This window comes from Burkholderia sp. SJZ089 (assembly GCF_007828315.1).
GTDB lineage: Bacteria > Pseudomonadota > Gammaproteobacteria > Burkholderiales > Burkholderiaceae > Burkholderia > Burkholderia gladioli.
The window spans coordinates 381,439-397,062 of record NZ_VIUM01000001.1 but is presented as its reverse complement, the minus strand read 5'-3'; the positions used below and the strand labels follow the sequence as shown (position 1 = coordinate 397,062).

Annotated in this window: 8 protein-coding genes; all 8 read left to right on the top strand. The window is 71.2% G+C overall.

The genetic code is table 11. The features are described 5' to 3' along the window. Positions 1–67 precede the first annotated feature (67 nt). Positions 68–5,668: a non-ribosomal peptide synthetase gene (locus tag FB600_RS01475; RefSeq protein ID WP_261383293.1), complete on the top strand. Its 5,601-nt coding sequence runs from the start codon at positions 68–70 to the stop codon at positions 5,666–5,668. A gap of 64 nt (positions 5,669–5,732) precedes the next feature. Next, positions 5,733–6,527, top strand: coding sequence for an ABC transporter ATP-binding protein (locus FB600_RS01470; protein ID WP_017922115.1), 795 nt, complete (start codon positions 5,733–5,735; stop codon positions 6,525–6,527). Continuing rightward, positions 6,524–7,540, top strand: a complete 1,017-nt coding sequence (locus FB600_RS01465; protein ID WP_145756119.1) for an ABC transporter substrate-binding protein — start codon at positions 6,524–6,526, stop codon at positions 7,538–7,540. The genes FB600_RS01470 and FB600_RS01465 overlap by 4 nt, the downstream gene beginning before the upstream one ends. Next, positions 7,530–9,557, top strand: a complete 2,028-nt coding sequence (gene fhuB / locus FB600_RS01460) for a Fe(3+)-hydroxamate ABC transporter permease FhuB (protein ID WP_244099412.1) — start codon at positions 7,530–7,532, stop codon at positions 9,555–9,557. The genes FB600_RS01465 and fhuB overlap by 11 nt, the downstream gene beginning before the upstream one ends. Positions 9,558–10,163: 606 nt before the next feature. Further along, the gene (locus FB600_RS01455) at positions 10,164–12,332 is read left to right on the top strand and encodes a TonB-dependent siderophore receptor (RefSeq protein WP_145756118.1); all 2,169 of its coding nucleotides are present in this window, start codon (positions 10,164–10,166) and stop codon (positions 12,330–12,332) included. 306 nt (positions 12,333–12,638) lie between these two features. Then, on the top strand, positions 12,639–12,911 hold the full coding sequence (locus tag FB600_RS01450) for a hypothetical protein (RefSeq protein ID WP_124076689.1): 273 nt from the start codon (positions 12,639–12,641) through the stop codon (positions 12,909–12,911). Then, entirely contained in the window at positions 12,883–14,325 is a 1,443-nt protein-coding gene (locus tag FB600_RS01445) for a peptide synthetase (RefSeq protein ID WP_145756117.1), read from the top strand. Before FB600_RS01450 ends, FB600_RS01445 begins: the two co-directional genes overlap by 29 nt. 93 nt (positions 14,326–14,418) lie before the next feature. Then, positions 14,419–15,489, top strand: a complete 1,071-nt coding sequence (locus FB600_RS01440) for a YqcI/YcgG family protein (RefSeq protein ID WP_145756116.1) — start codon at positions 14,419–14,421, stop codon at positions 15,487–15,489. The last annotated feature ends 135 nt before the right edge of the window (positions 15,490–15,624 follow it).

Sequence of the window (15,624 nt, the reverse complement as noted above, 5' to 3'; positions counted from 1 at the left end):
CCGCCGCGCATCCCCGGTCCGGCGCCTCGCGAGCGGGGCGCCGGCCGACAGACTGGAAATCAATGACGTGACGGACAACACCTCTCCCGCCCGGCCCGACGCGCTGCGGCTCGCGACACAATACGCGGCGCTGCCCGAGGACAAGCGCGCGCTGTTCCGCGCCCGCGCCCGCGCGCAGGGCATCGACACCTCGGCGCTGCCGGCCGTGCCGCTCGCGCCGCGCCCGGCGCGCTTCCCGCTGCTGCCGGCCCAGGAACGGCTGTGGTTCCTGTGGTGCCTCGATCCGGCCCACGCCGGTTATCACCTGACCCAGACCTTGCGGCTGAGCGGTCCGCTCGACCTCGCGGCGCTGCATCGCGCGCTGCGCGCGCTGGTCGAGCGCCACGAGGCGCTGCGGCTGCGCTTCGAGGCCGGCGACGGCGTGCCGATGCAATACCCGGTCGAACTCGCGCCGGCCGGCCAGCAGGCGCCCGGGCGCGACTACGGCTTCGCGGCGCACGCGGTGGGCCGCGATCCCGAGGCGCTCGCCGCCGCCTTGCACGCCTTCGGCTGCGCGCCCTTCGACCTGACGGGCGGCGCGCCGATCCGCGTCGGCCTGTTCGAGATCGGCCCCGACGAATGCGTGCTGCAGTTCGTGGTCCATCACATCGTCGCCGATGCCTGGTCGATGGACCTGCTGTTCCGCGACCTGCTGGCCTTCTATCGCGGCGAGACGCCGGCGCCGCTGCCCGTGCAGTTCGCCGACGTGGCGATGTGGCGGCGCGAATGGCTGGCCGCCGACGAGCTCGACGCGCAGATCGCGCATTGGCGCGGCGTGCTCGGCGGCGCGCCGGGCGCGATCACGCTGCCGCGCGATCTGCCGCCGCGCCAGCAGCGCTCGCACGAGGGCGGCACGGTGCGCCGCGTGCTGGAGGCGCCGCTGGCCGAGCGGCTGCGCGCGATCGCGCGCGAGCAGCGCAGCACGCCGTTTACGCTGCTGCTGGCGGCCTGGGGCGTGGTGCTGGGCCGTTACGCGGCGCAGCGCACGGTGGTGGTGGGCGTGCCCTCGGCCGGGCGCGAGCGGCGCGAGACCGAGGCGCTGGTCGGCTTTTTCGTCAACACGCTGATCGTGCGCACCGACCTGGACGGCGCCCGGCCCTTCGTCGAGCTGCTGCGTGCCACGCATGAGCGCGTGCTCGATGCGCAGGCCCATCGCGACGTGCCGTTCGCGCGGCTGGTGGATGCGCTGGCGGTCGAGCGCGACCTGGACAGCTCGCCGCTGTTCCAGGTGATGTTCGACCTGGCCGTCGAGCGGGCCGGCGGAGCCGCCGCGCTGCCGGCCGGCCTGCGCGCCGAGCCGGTGGCCAATGCCGCGCCGACCGCGCGTTTCGATCTCGCCTTGAACGGCCAGGATCGCGGCGCGGGCGGCAGCTTCGAGCTGGCGCTGACCTATGCGAGCGACCGCTTCGTCGAGAACACGGTGGCGCGCCTGCTCGACGACTACGCGGCGCTGCTGGCGCAGATCGCGGCCGAGCCGTCGCGCCGCGTGGCCGATCTCGCCGCACCGCGCGAGCACGAGGCCGCGCGTGCCGACATCGCGCGCGGCCCGTTCGAGCCCGCGCATCGGCGCGTGACTGCGCGTGCCGCCTTGTGCCCCCAGCGCGTCGCGCTGCGCTGCGAGGGCGCGACGCTGCATTACGCCGAACTCGACGGCTGGGCCGCGCGCCTGGGCGCCGCGCTGCGCGCCGACGGCCTCGCCCCGGGCGAGCGCGTGGGCCTGCTGCTGACGCGCTCGCTGGCGCTGCCGGCCGCGCTGCTCGGCGTCTGGCACGGCGGCGGTGCCTTCGTGCCGCTCGACCCCGAATACCCGGAAGCGCGGTTGCGCGCGATGATCGCCGACGCCGGCGTGCAGCGCGTGATCGTCGACGAGGCCACGCGCGCGCAATGGGGCGAGCTGCTCGCGCCGCTGCGCGCGATCGACGCCTGGTCGTGGCGCGAGGCGCCGGCGGGCGAGGGCGCCGATCGATGCGAAACGGCCGCGCCGCCGACGCTGCATCCCGAATCGCTGGCCTATGTGATCTACACCTCGGGCTCGACCGGCACGCCGAAGGGCGTGGCGATCGCGCACGGCGCGCTGGCCCTGCACCTGGAGGACTTCCTGCACGACCACCGCATCGCCGAGACCGACACGGTGCTGCAATCCTCCACCATCAATTTCGACGTCGCGCTGCACGAGCTGCTGCCGGCGCTGATCGCGGGCGGGCGCGTGGTGATGCGCGGCCCGCGCGCCTGGGAACTGGACACGCTCAACCGCACGCTGATCGACGAGCGCGTCAGCTTCGCGCGGATCCCGACCGCGCTATGGCAGCAATGGCGCATCGCGCTGCCGGCCGCGCAGGACCTGTCGCTGCGGCAGATCACGGTGGGCGGCGAGGGCCTGCCCGGCGATGCACTCGCGAAGTGGCTCGACGGCCCGCTGGCGAGCGTGGCGATCGACAATCTCTACGGGCCCACCGAAACCACGGTGGCCGCGCTGCATCATCCGGTCGGTGTCGCGGACGCGTCCAGCGCGATCGTCGCGATCGGCCGCTGCTACCCGTCGCGCCATGCCTATGTGGCCGACCTGGACGGCAACCGCGCGCCCGACGGCGCGCTCGGCGAACTCTGCATCGGCGGGCCGACGCTCGCGCACGGCTACCTGGGCCGGCCCTCGCTGACGGCCGAGCGCTTCGTGCCCGATCCGACCGGCGCGCCCGGTTCGCGCGTCTATCGCAGCGGCGACCTGTGCCGCGCGCGGCCCGACGGCGTGATCGACTTCCTCGGCCGGCTCGACCAGCAGATCAAGCTGCGCGGCCATCGCATCGAGCTCGGCGAGATCGAGGCGGCGCTCAGGCGCGCGCCCGGCGTGCGCGAGGGCGTGGTCGAGCTGCGCGGCGCGGGCGAGCGCAAGCGGCTGGTGGCCTACTACACCGGCGAGGCCAGCCCGCAGGCGGTGCGCGAGGCGCTCGCGGCCGGCTTGCCGGCCTCGCACCTGCCGTCGGTCTGCGTCGCGCTGGCCGCGCTGCCGACGCTGCCCAACGGCAAGCTCGACCGGCGCGCGCTGCCCGAGCCCGACGATACCGTCGAGACCGGCGCGGTGCCGCCCGAAGGTCCGCTCGAAACCGCCTTGCTGGCGATCTGGCAGTCCGTGCTCGGGCGCGGCGATTTCGGCGTGACCGACAGCTTTTTCGCGCTGGGTGGCGATTCGATCTCCAGCCTGCGCGTGATCGCCCAGGCGCGCTCGGCGGGCTGGATCGTGACGGCGCGGCAGGTGTTCGAGCATTCGAGCGTGCGCGAGCTGGCGCGGGTCGCCGAGCGCGCCGAGGCGGGCGAGGGCGGTGCGGGTGGCGAGATCGACGATGCTGCCTCGGACGTGCCGCTGGCGGTGCCGCTCGTGCCGATGCAGCACTGGTTCTTCGAGCAGTTCCCCGATGCGCCTTCGCGCTGGAACCAGTCGGTGCTGCTGGCGAGCGCCGAGCCGCTCGATGCCGGTGCCCTGCGCGGCGCGCTGGCGTCGGTGCTGGCCACGCACGACGCGCTGCGCGCGCGTTTCACGCGCGAGGCGGCCGACCAGGCCTGGATGCAGACCATCGTGCCGGCTTCCGACGCGCTGGCCGAGGCGGCCTTCGAGACGATCGAGCTGGGCGAGGGCGCGGTGGCCGGGGCGGCCGACGACTGGCGCGCGGCCCTGGCCGCGCACGCCGATCGCCTGCACGGCAGTCTCGACCTGGCCGCGGGCCCCTTGCTGCGCGCGGCCGCGTTCGCCACGCCCGAGGGCGCGCGGCTGTTGATCGTGGTGCATCACATCGTGGTCGACGGCGTGTCCTGGCGGATCCTGCTCGACGACCTGCTGAGCGCCTACGACGCCCTGCGCGCCGGCCGCGCGCCGGCGCTGCCGAAGCCGTTGACGGGCTGGCGCGACTGGTCGCGGCGCCTGGCTGCCTATGCCGCGCAGCCGGAGCTGCTGGCCGAGCTCCCCTGGTGGCAGGCTCGGCTCGGCGCGGCCGAGGATGCCGCGCCGCGCGCCTTGGGCGGCCAGCGGCATCGGGCCTGGACGCTCGACGCCGAGGCGACCGCCCGGCTCACCCAGGCCGGCTGGCGCATCGACGAGGTGCTGCTGGCCGCGCTCGCGCATGCCTGCGCCGAGGTGCTGCCGGCCGTGCCGGTGGTGGTCGAGCTGGAAGGTCACGGTCGCGGCGACCAGGTGCCCGGCGTCGACCTGAGCCGCACGGTCGGCTGGTTCACCACGCAATATCCGCTGCGCGTGAGCGCGCACGAGGATGTCGATGCCACGCGCCGCGCCATCGGTGCCGCGCGCGCCGAGCTGCCGGCCGAGGGGCTGCACTACAACCTGCTGCGCTACGCCGGGCTGGCCTCGTCGCGCGCGGCGCTGGCCGCGCTGCCGGCCACCACGGTCGGCTTCAACTACCTGGGCCGCTTCGAGGAGCGGCTCGGCGCGGGCCGCTTCACGTTTGCCGCCGAGGACAGCGGCGACGGCACGCAGGGCCGCGTCGCGGCCGGCGCGCGCCACTGGCTCGACCTGAACGGCCTGATCGCCGAGGGCTGCCTGAAGGTGGACTGGAGCGCCGCCGATGGTTCGGTCGACGAAGCGATGCTGGCGCGCCTGGTGACGGTGTTCGACGCGCAGGTGCGTGCGCTCGCCGGCATGGCGCACGGCGCAGCCGATCCGACGCACGCGGCACCGCGCCGCTTCGGCGATCTGCCCGAGGGCGCGCCGGGCGAGAGCGTGACCGTGGGTGACGCCGCCGCCGCGGCGGCCTTCGCGGTCTGGCGCGAGCGTTTCCACGCCGAGGCGCGTCTCGCGCCGGCGCCCGACGCGAGGCTGCAGCCGCTCAACGCGGCACGCGCGCCGGTCACGCTGTTCTGCTGTTATCCCGGCTTCGGCCTGACCGGCGAATACCGCTACCTGGCGGCGGCGCTGCAGGGCGTGGCCTCGGTGGTGGCGCTGCGCGCACCCGGCTTCGCCCGGCCCGAATCGGTTCCCGCCGATTGGCCCGCGAGCTTCGAGGCGCTGGCCGAGGATTGCACGCGCGCCATCCTCGCGGCGCAGCCGGCCGGCCCGTATCGGCTGCTGGGCTGGTCGTTCGGCGGCCGCATCGCCTTCGCGGTGGCCGCGCGCCTGCGCGCGCTCGGGCACCGGGTCGATTTCCTCGGCCTGCTCGACACGGCGATCCGCACCGCCGATGCGCACGACGAGCCGGGCGCCGAGGCCGAGGTGGCCGGCGCCGACGCGCTCGCCGCGCTGCCGGCGTGGCTGGCCGCGCAGCCCGACGGCGCGGCCCTGGCGCCGCTGTTCGCGCGCGCCGCCGAGATCGACGGCCTGCATTACCGCTTGCGCGTCGCGCACGCGCTGCCGCGCATCGACGTGCCGCTGAGCTTCTGGCATGCCACGCGCGATGCCGTGGCGGGTCGCGAGCGCGATTGGCGGCCGCATACCAGCGCCGAGGTCGAGGTGATCGAGGCGGATGCGACGCACAGCGGGATCGTGCTGCATCCGGAGGTGCATGCCGGTGTCGCGCGCCGCCTGCGTGCGCTGGCGGCGGCCCCGACGGTTCCCGCTGCGCCGGCGGCCGGCGAATCGGCGGAAATCGGCGGCGACGACGCGCGGCACCGCGGAACTGTCGGATAATGACGCCCCGGCGGGCCTCGGCCCGCCGTTCCCGCCAGACCAAGCAGACGATGGAACCGAAGCCGTGACCACATCCGCCGGCGATACGCCGCTCTACCGACTTTCAGGTGTCGATTTCGCGATCGGCGACAAACTGCTGTTGCAGGACATCACGCTGGACATCCCGGCCGGGCAGGTGGTCGGCCTGATCGGCCACAACGGCTCCGGCAAGACCTCGTTGATGCGCCTGCTGGCGCGCCTGCACGCGCCCACGCGCGGCAGCATCGCGTTCGGCGGCGAACCGCTGGCGGGCTGGCCGCACCGGCGCTTCGCGCAGCAGGTCGCGCACCTGCCGCAATACACGCCGGCCACCGACGGCCTGCTGGTGCGCGAGCTGGTCGCCCTCGGTCGCTATCCCTGGCACGGCGCGCTGGGCCGCTTCACGCGCGAGGATCACGAGCACGTCGAGAACGCGATGGTCTCGACCGACGTCGCGCATTACGCCGAGCGTCCCGTCGACAGCCTCTCGGGCGGCGAGCGCCAGCGCGTCTGGCTGGCCATGCTGATCGCGCAGGACAGCCGCTGCGTGCTGCTCGACGAGCCCACCTCGGCGCTCGACATCGGCCACCAGCTCGAGGTGCTGCAACTGATCCGCACGCTCTGCGAGGCACGCGGCATGACCGCCGTGGTGGTGCTGCACGACGTCAACATGGCCACGCGCTTCTGCACCCAGCTGGTATCGCTGCGCCACGGTCGCGTGCTGATGCAGGCCAGCCCCGAGGAGATCATGCGCGAGGACAGCCTGGAGGCGATCTACGGCGTGCCGATGGGCGTGATGACCGATCCGGTCGGCGGCCACCGCATCGGTTATCCGCGATGAGCCGCGTTCGTCTTCACCCGGATGCGGGCCGGCGCCGCTGGCTCGCGCGCGGCGGGGCGCTCGGCCTGGCCGGCGCGGCCGCCGCGCTCGGCGCGCTGGCGCGGCCCGGCATGCTGCAAGCGGCACCGGCCGCCGTCGATCCTGCCTCCGGTGCCACCGAATCCACCGCGATCCCGACGCGCATCGTCACCATGAACTGGGAACTCACCGAGACGCTGCTCGCGCTCGGCGTGGTGCCGATCGGCGTGACGCTGCCCGACTGGTATCGCAGCGCGATCGTCGAGCCGCCGCTGCCGCCGGGCATCGCCGATGTCGGCCTGCTGTACCAGCCGAACTTCGAGGTGCTGCTCACGCTCAAGCCCGACCTGCTGGTGCTCACGCCGGGCCACGCGCCGGCGATCCGCATCCTGCAGCGGATCGCGCCGACCATCATCCTGAGCCAGTACATGACCAGCGAGACGCCGTATCGCGATCTGTGCGACGAGACCGGCAAGCTGGCCGCGCGCGTCGGCCGCCCGCGGCGCGCCGTCGAGCTGGTGGCCGAGGCCGCGCGCACCATCGAGACCGTGCGCGCCGGGCTCGCCGCCCGGCCGGCGCGGCTCGGCAAGCCGGTGATCGTGGCCGACCTGGTCGACGACCGGCACCTGCGCGTCTATGGCCGCGGCAGCCTGTTCGACGAGATGCTCGGCAAGATCGGCGTGCGCAATGCCGCGCATCCGCGCGACGGCGGCCCGGTCTGGCCGACCCAGGCCGGTTATTCGCTGGTGCCGCTGCAGCGGCTCGCCGAGGTGCCCGAGGCCAGCGTGCTGCTGGTCGGCCCGGTCAAGGCGCCGGCCCGTGCCGGCCTGGCCGGCAATGCGATCTGGCACGCGCTGCCGGCGGTGCGCGAGCGCCGCGTGGCCGAGCTGCCGGTGATCGCGCCGTATGGAGGATTGGTGTCGATGCAACGTTTCGCGCGGGCGATCGACGCCGCGCTGGGCACGATCGAGGCGGGAGGCGGCGGTGTTGCGTAACCTGATGAGCCTGCCGCGCCAGGCCGCGCCGCGCGACACGCGCTGGTGGGTGATCGGCGCGATGATCGCGGTCTCGCTGCTGCTGGCGATCCTCGGCATCCGCGCCGAACTCGACGGCGCCTCCTTCTGGCAGGCGCTGAGCTCCCCCGATCCGCACAACCTGCGCGAGATCCTGGTGCGCGACAGCATGCTGCCGCGCATCGCCATGACCCTGCTGTGCGGCGGCGCGCTGGCGCTGGCCGGCACCCTCGCGCAACAGGTGCTGCGCAATCCGCTGGCCGAGCCGATGACGCTCGGCGTGTTCCCGGGCGCCTATCTCGCGCTGATCATCGCCGATCTGTGGGGCCCGTCCTGGCTGGTGGCGGGGCGGCCCGTGATCGCCCTGGCGGGCGGCCTGCTGGCGATGCTGGCGGTATTCGCGCTGTCGGCGCGGCAGCGCATGGCGCCGCTCGCGGTGGTGCTCTCCGGCATGATCGTCAACCTCTATTGCGGCGCGATCAGCCTGGCGCTGTCGATGGCGCACTTCGAGCTGCTGCGCGGCCTGATGATCTGGGGCGGCGGGGCGCTCGACCAGACCGGCTGGCACGAGAGCCGCATGCTCGGCCTGGCGGTGCTCGGCTGCGCGATCGTGACCGTGCTGCTGCGCCGTCCGCTCGGCGTGTTCGATGCCGGCGACTCGACCGTGCGCAGCCTCGGCGTCGGCCTGCACCGCACGCGCGTGGTGGCGCTGCTGGTGGCGGTGGTGCTGACCGCCGCGGTGGTCTCGACGGTCGGCGTGATCGGCTTCGTCGGCCTGGCCGCGCCCACCCTGGCGCGCCTGGCCGGCGCGCGCCGGCTCGGCCAGCGCCTGGTGTGGGCGCCGCTGCTGGGCGCCGCGCTGCTGTGGCTGACCGACGAACTGGTGCGCGTGGTGTCGTCCGCCGAGCTGTTCTCCGCGCATCTGCTGCCGACCGGCACCGTCACCTCGCTGATCGGCGTGCCCCTGCTGCTGTTCCTGCTGCCGCGCCTGCGCGCCCAGCCGGACCTGCACGCGGCCGGCATCGCTGCGCCGGCGCCCGCGCGGCTCGCGCGCCGCCTGCCGTTGGCCTTGCTGGCGCTGGTGGTGGTGCTCGCGCTCAGCTTCGGCGTGACGCGCACGGTCGACGGCTGGCGCATTGGCGATCTCGAGCAGATCCGCGCCATCATGTTCTGGCGCCTGCCGCACACGGTGGCGGCGGCCGCGGCCGGCGTGCTGCTGGCGATCGGCGGCACCCTGATCCAGCGCATCACCGCCAATCCGATGGCCAGCCCGGACCTGCTCGGCGTCAGCTCGGGCGGCATGCTCGGCCTGGTGGTGGCGCTGTTCATGGGCGTGACGCCCGGGCCCGGCATGCTGTTCCTCAGCTGCCTGGTGGGCGTGGTGGTGACGCTGGCGGTGCTGATGTGGCTCGGCTCGCGCGTGGCCTTCGCGCCGGAGCGGCTGCTGCTGATCGGCGTGGCGATCAGCGCGCTGCTGCAGGCGGTGGTCAGCGCCATGATGTCGAGCGGCGATTCGCGGGTCGGGCTGCTGCTCAACTTCATCGTCGGCTCGACCTATTACGTGCAGGCGCCGATCGCCTATGCCGCCGCCGTGATCGCGCTGCTCGGCCTGGTCTGCGCGCCGCTGATGAGCCGCTGGATCGAGACGCTCGGCCTGGGCGCCGGCGTGGCGGGGGGGCTCGGCATCCCGGTCGGGCGCGCGCGCCTGCTGATCCTGCTGCTGGCCGCGGTGCTGACCGCCGCCTCGACCCTGCTGGTCGGCCCGCTGTCCTTCGTCGGCCTGATCGCGCCGCATATCGCGCGCTTCTCGGGCGCGCGCCGGCCCGCCTCGCAGATCCTGGTGGCGGCGATGATCGGCGCCTTGCTGATGACCTTCGCCGAATGGCTGGGCCGCCAGTTGGTATTTCCGGAGGAGGTGGCCTCGGGCCTGGTGGCCACCCTGATCGGCGGCCCTTACCTGATCGCGCTGATGCTGCGCAAGACGGCCACCTCGACCTGAGGCCGGGGCGGCTCGCGCATGCCCGTCGAGGCGTGCGCGTGCCGTGCCCGCGTCCGCGCCCCGGCTCGCGGCGATCGGTTCCGATCGTGCCGCGCCATTCCCCAGTCCCTATCACGATCGTGACGCGCCGGGCGGCTTGCCGCCGGCCGGCGCGTCGCTGCGTCGATTCATCGAATTGCCGCGCGTAATCGGCTTGACGCATCGTTACGCCATTCCATTCGATAAGTAACCCGTCGATGCGGGCCCGGGGCGGCAGGGCCGGTGAAATACGCCGGAAATGCCCGGCAAATGCACGCCGCCTCTCGCATCCTGCCGCCTCGCTCCGCTGCGGCGCCGATGCATTCGAACGATTGGAAACCAGGGTCCGCAAGGGCAATTTCATCGTGTTTGCGTTCGTAAATGAATTGCAAATGAGAATCGTTATCGGTAATATTCCGTCTCGCGTTCCGGCGTGGGGAAGGTGCGTAGGCCGACCGGACGCGATCAACCGTATCTCGAAATGTCATTGCCAGCATTTCGCTTGCATTCGGTGAATCTTACAAACGGCCGCCGGGTCGTTGTTCCGGGCGACGGCGGACGAAACCACACTTGGAGCGCAGTCAACAAATGGGAATCTCGATGGACGTGTGGCGACGCGGCAGACGCGTTTCGTATCGACAGGCAGGGGCGATCCGGCTGACGCCGATCGCGATCGCGTTGTGCGCGACCTGGGCCGGCGCGGCGCACGCGCAGCAGGCGGCCAGCGCGGCGCAGAGCAACGTGCTGCCCACGGTCTCCGTGTCGGCCACGGCCGATGCGACCACGGAGGACAGCGGCTCGTACGTGGCGCGCAATGCCACTGTCGGTGGCCGCACGCCGACCGCGATCAAGGAGATTCCCTATTCGGTCTCGGTGCTGACGCGCCAGCGCATGGACGACCAGAACCTGACCACCATCCAGGATGCGCTGCGCTATGTGACGGGCGTGACCTCGGTCAACTACGGTGACGGCACGGCCTACTTCCGCGCGCGAGGCACGCAGCTCGGCATCGAATTCGACGGCACCTCCATCGTGGGTGGCCTGCAATACCTGACGCAATTCGATCTCGGCATCTACGACCGCATCGAAATCCTGCGCGGCCCGTCGGGCACCTTCGACGGCGCGGGCGAGCCGGGCGGCACCGTCAATCTGGTGCGCAAGCGTCCGCAAAAGGAATTCCATATCGGCACCGAAACCCAGATCAGCTCGTTCGGCGGTGTGCGCCAGATGGTGGACGTGACCGGCTCGCTGAACAAGGACGGCACGCTGCGCGGCCGTGCCGTGATCGTCGGCGCCGACCAGCATCAGTCGATCGATCGCTCGCGCACCAAGGACGTGACGGCCTACGGCGCGCTCGACTGGGATATCACGCCGCGCACGACGCTGTCGCTGTCGGCCGGCTACCAGGTCTCGCCTGCCTCGGGCTTCGATTACGGCGCATCGGCCGCCTTCAACAACTCGCTGACGAGCATCGTCGGGCGCGTGCCGAGTTCGTACTCGCAGAACTTCGCGCCGGACTGGAACTACAGCTACACCTCGATTCAGGAAGTCAACGGCAACCTGGTCCACAAGTTCGAGAATGGCTGGAAGTCGCAGACCACGCTGTTTTATCGCCACATGCTGGCCAAGGGCGACTACGCGGATACCGGCCCCGGTGCGCTGGTGAATGGCACGACCCGGTTCAACGAGCGTACCCAGCGCAATACCTACGACTGGTTCGGTGCCGACACCAACGTGTCGGGCCCGGTGCAGCTGTTCGGCCGCACCCACACGCTGACCTTCGGCGCGAATTATTCGGTGATGTCTGAAACGGCCTATTCGGGCTTCGCGTCGTTGGGCATCGGCAACCTGTTCGATCCGAATGCGATGAACAAGGTGGTGGTGCCCACCACCTTCGGCCAGAACGTGCGGCAGGTGCAGTACGGCTTCTACACGCAGGCGCGCGTGAAGCTGCTCGATCCGCTCACGCTGGTGCTCGGCGGTCGCCTGGCGTTCTACCAGCAGCGCTCGCAGAGCCTGGTGCCTACCACCCAGGACTGGTCGACCGACGCCGACGTGAATCATCGCTTCCTGCCTTCGGTCGGGCTCGTCTACGACATCACGCCGACCACCACGGCCTATGTCAGCTACTCGCGTTTCCTCGCCGCGCAGACCGGCGCGGAGGCGGGCGGTGGCGCGATTGGTCCGCGTACCGGCGAGCAGTATGAGGTCGGCGTGAAGAACACCTTCCTCGGCGGTCGCCTGTCGACCACCGCGGCGCTGTTCCGCATCAACGACAACGGCCGTTCGATCACCGATCCCAACAACCCGACCTTCGTGGTGCCCGGCGGCAAGGCGCGCGACGAGGGCTTCGAGTTCGAGGTCACGGGCCAGCCGGTCGAGAACTGGAACATCTACGCCGGCTACACGTACCTGAACGAGTCGTTCGAGAACGATACGGCCAACCTGACCGACGGCACCGATCCGCGTCACCAGTTCAAGCTGTGGACCAACTACGAGTTCACGCGCGGCATGGTGCGCGGCCTGTCGATCGGCGGCGGCGTGCTGGCGCAGACCCAGATCACCCGTAACGTCTCGCAGGGCGCCTACGCGATCTTCAACGCGCAGGTCGGCTATCGCTTCAACAAGCATGTCCAGGCGACGCTCGCATTGAACAACATCTTCAATCGCGATTACTACATCCGTCCGCCCGGCAACTTCTACAGCGTGTTCGGCGATCGCCGCAACGTGATGCTGACGGTTCGCTCGGACTTCTGATCGAACCGACCCGGCGGCGGGCAGGTCCCGCCGCCATGCAACAAGCCCGGGCGCTCCGCCAGCCCGGGCGGTTTCACCCGGTTGCTCCGGGAGCGTGTACCGGCAGTGAGGGTATGCGTGACAGCGGCGGTCACGAAGTGGTCGTGAAATTGAAACATAGAATGCGAATCATTCCGATTTGCATTGTGAATTTTTATAACTTACCCGCGTACGACAGCTTCGGGCCGAAGCGAGGGTCGTGCAGTTGACTTGAGCGGCGGCGCCAACGATGCCTGGGCGCGACCGCGCACGGGCAATGGAGGGAACATGAATCTCGCTGACGTGTGCATGACGATGTCGATTGCAGTTCGTCCAGTCCACCCGGGCGCCTCGCGCCGGGTATTCGATTTCAGCGCGCCGCCGGCATCGCCGTCGCGCTGCTCACGCGATTCCGCCCGGCGCCGCTTCGCCGCGCGCGATGCCGCTCGCCGGCACTCCCGGCTTCTTTCCGCGCCCGTCGGCCGCCTGGCCGAGCGCGCGCTTCCGAGATCTCTTCACAGGAACCTTCGTCATGACGCAAGCCATGCCTTTGCTATTTGATTTTTCGCCGTTCGTCGGCCAGAGCGAACGCTATGTCGAGCTGATCAAGCAGTTCTCCGCCGCGCACGCGTTCCGCAGCGCGCATGTCAGCGAACTGCTGCTCGAGGACGACTTCCACCGCCGCCCGCTGCGGCCGGAGGATTTCGAGTTCCTGAAGTTCCAGAAGCCGGTGCGCATGCACAACGTCAGCCGCCTGCCGGCGCTGGCTTCGGGACGCACCCTGCTGTCGATCTACGAGCTGGGCGTGGCGCGCCTGCCGCGCAGCGCCGACGCCGAGGAATGGCAGCACTTCAGCGGCTTCTACGGCGACGACGTACAGGTGTTCGGCGCGCAGATCGTGCCCTTCCTCGAGGCCTATGCCTTCGAGTACCTGTCGCAGGAGCAGGCGCTGGAGGCCGAGCCGGCCGCCGCGGCCGCGCGCCTGAAGCGCATCGTCGACGACGAGACGGCATTCTGGGGCGAGAACTTCGCGCGCCTGATGCGCAACGACTACCTGCAGGAAGGCCTGCGCTTCATCACCGTGCAGCGCTGGGCGCTGGCGCCGTCCAGGCGCCGCGCGCTGGCCCGCGCCACCGCCAGCGGCTTCCTCGACATGCTGCCGGAATCCTTGCGCCCGCAACTGCAGGGCGACCTGCCGTCCGACACGCTGCTCGAGAAGGTGGCCGCCTCGGTGGGCGTGACGCGCCAGCAGCACGCCTACTGGCAGTTCTACCTGCCGACCAGCACCGCCAAGGCCAACCTGCTGTACGCGCTGGGCCGCCGCCCGGATCGCGCCTTCGGCCTGGTCGGCGCGGCCTTCGCGGCCGAGGCCGAGTGGCTGGCCTTCGGCGCCGCGCTCGAACGCGCCTGCGCGCACCTGGTGCCGGCCGGCCGCGAGCCGGGCGAATTCGCGCGCCGTGCCGACGAACTGGTGGCGCGCTTCGAGCAGGCGCTGCAGGCCATCGCCGCGCAGTTCGGCACGCCCGCCTACACGCAGGCGGTGCAGGGCGCGGCCGCGGCCGAGCGGCTCTGCGAGCGCGCCCGCTGGGACCTCGGCGAACAGTTGCTGTGGCTGTCGTCGATCCGCCACTACATCAAGTTCGCGCATCGCATCAGCGAGCGCATCGACGTCGAATGCCCCGGCATCGATCGCGAGACCTTCGTCGAACCCTTCGAGATGTGCTCGACCACCCATGTCCACAACGACCACCGCCTGGTGACCATCGAGGAAGGGCAGATGCTGTTCTGGGGCAACGTCGGCATGCAGTTGAAGATGAACGTCGGCGACAAGGTGCTGATCCCCGACGGCCGCCTGCACGGCTCGACCGTGCTCTCGGGCGAGTGCACCTACCACCAGCCGATCATCCCGAACGACTGGGTGCAGGCGCTGGTCGCCGAACTCGATGCAAACGCGAAGGCCGGCGCGTCCGCCTGAGGGCGGGCGCCGCCGTCCGCTCTTGACTGGTGGGCCGCGCATTCCGCGCGGCCCGGCACGTTCGCCCGCGCTGGCGACGAACAAGGATATGAAATGCGATCAACCGAGGATGAGGTCAACGTGATGCCGCAAACCGACGTGGCGACACCGGACGGCGAGGGCTTTGATCCGGGCGACTGGAAGAGCCGCATCATCGCGGGCCGCGCGCTGGGCGCCGCGGCGAACCCGCCGGCCTGGCTCGACGCGGCCTACGCGACGCTGCGCGAGCAGGTGATGCACCCGGAATACCCGTGCTTCTTCGGCACCATGGCCGAGAAGCGCGGCGAGATGTTCTACGGCTACGTGAACGGCAAGGACATCGCCGAGCTGCCCGCCACCATGCAGACCTTCTCGGAGCTGGTGTCGCGCCCGGAGTATCGCAAGAACAACATCGCGATCTTCTTCGAGCCCGACGCCGAACCGCTCTCGCACGAGACCTACCACCAGCACTTCTGGCGGATCCTGCAGCACCTGCACGACGTCGATCCCGATCCCAAGGCCGACCAGCAGCCGCCGCCCTCGGACGGCGCCTGGGAGTTCTCGTTCGCCGGCGTGGAGACCTTCGTGGTGTGCGCCTGCCCGTCGTTCCGCGCGCGCCACAGCCGCAACCTCGGCCCCGGCATGGTGCTGCTGTTCCAGCCGCGCAGCGTGTTCGTCGACACCATCACCAACAAGGTGATCGGCCGCGAGGCGCGCAATCAGGTGCGCAAGCGCCTGCAGAGCTGGGACGAGATCGGCGCGCATCCGGACCTCGGTTTCCACGGCGACCCCGGCAACCTGGAATGGAAGCAGTACTTCCTCGACGACGCGAACGTGCCGGCCGACGATCGCTGCCCGTTCCTGAAACGCCAGAAACAGGATGCCGAGGCCGCGCGCAACGCGTTCGGCGACGCGCCGCGCGAGGTGGTGATCGCCGCCGATTTCGCGCCCAAGCACCAGGCGGCCGAGCCGGTGGTGGTGCAGTCGAGGCCGGCCGCCGCCGACGAGGCCGGCGCGCGCCACTGGCAGCAGCACAAGATCGTCTCGCCCGACAGCCCGTATGCGCCGCATCCGGCCTGGCACGGCAAGGAGCATCGCCATCTGCCGCACGGCAGCCACGAGCATCACGAATACGGCGAGGAGTGACGGCTGCTTGTCCGATGCATCGGATTGGTCGGATTCGTCGGCCGTGACCAGACGAGGGCCGGGCGCGATGGCGCCCGGAAACGCCGCGCATGACGCGGCGGGGCAATGAAGGTAGGGCGAGGTACGGAAATGGCA

Excerpts from the sequence above, each read along its gene's own strand:
- FB600_RS01455 (WP_145756118.1), top strand. The coding sequence starts at position 10,164 with ATGGGAATCTCGATGGACGTGTGGCGACGCGGCAGACGCGTTTCGTAT.
- FB600_RS01465 (WP_145756119.1), top strand. The coding sequence starts at position 6,524 with ATGAGCCGCGTTCGTCTTCACCCGGATGCGGGCCGGCGCCGCTGGCTC.
- FB600_RS01445 (WP_145756117.1), top strand. The coding sequence starts at position 12,883 with ATGACGCAAGCCATGCCTTTGCTATTTGATTTTTCGCCGTTCGTCGGC.
- FB600_RS01440 (WP_145756116.1), top strand. The coding sequence starts at position 14,419 with ATGCGATCAACCGAGGATGAGGTCAACGTGATGCCGCAAACCGACGTG.
- FB600_RS01450 (WP_124076689.1), top strand. The coding sequence starts at position 12,639 with ATGAATCTCGCTGACGTGTGCATGACGATGTCGATTGCAGTTCGTCCA.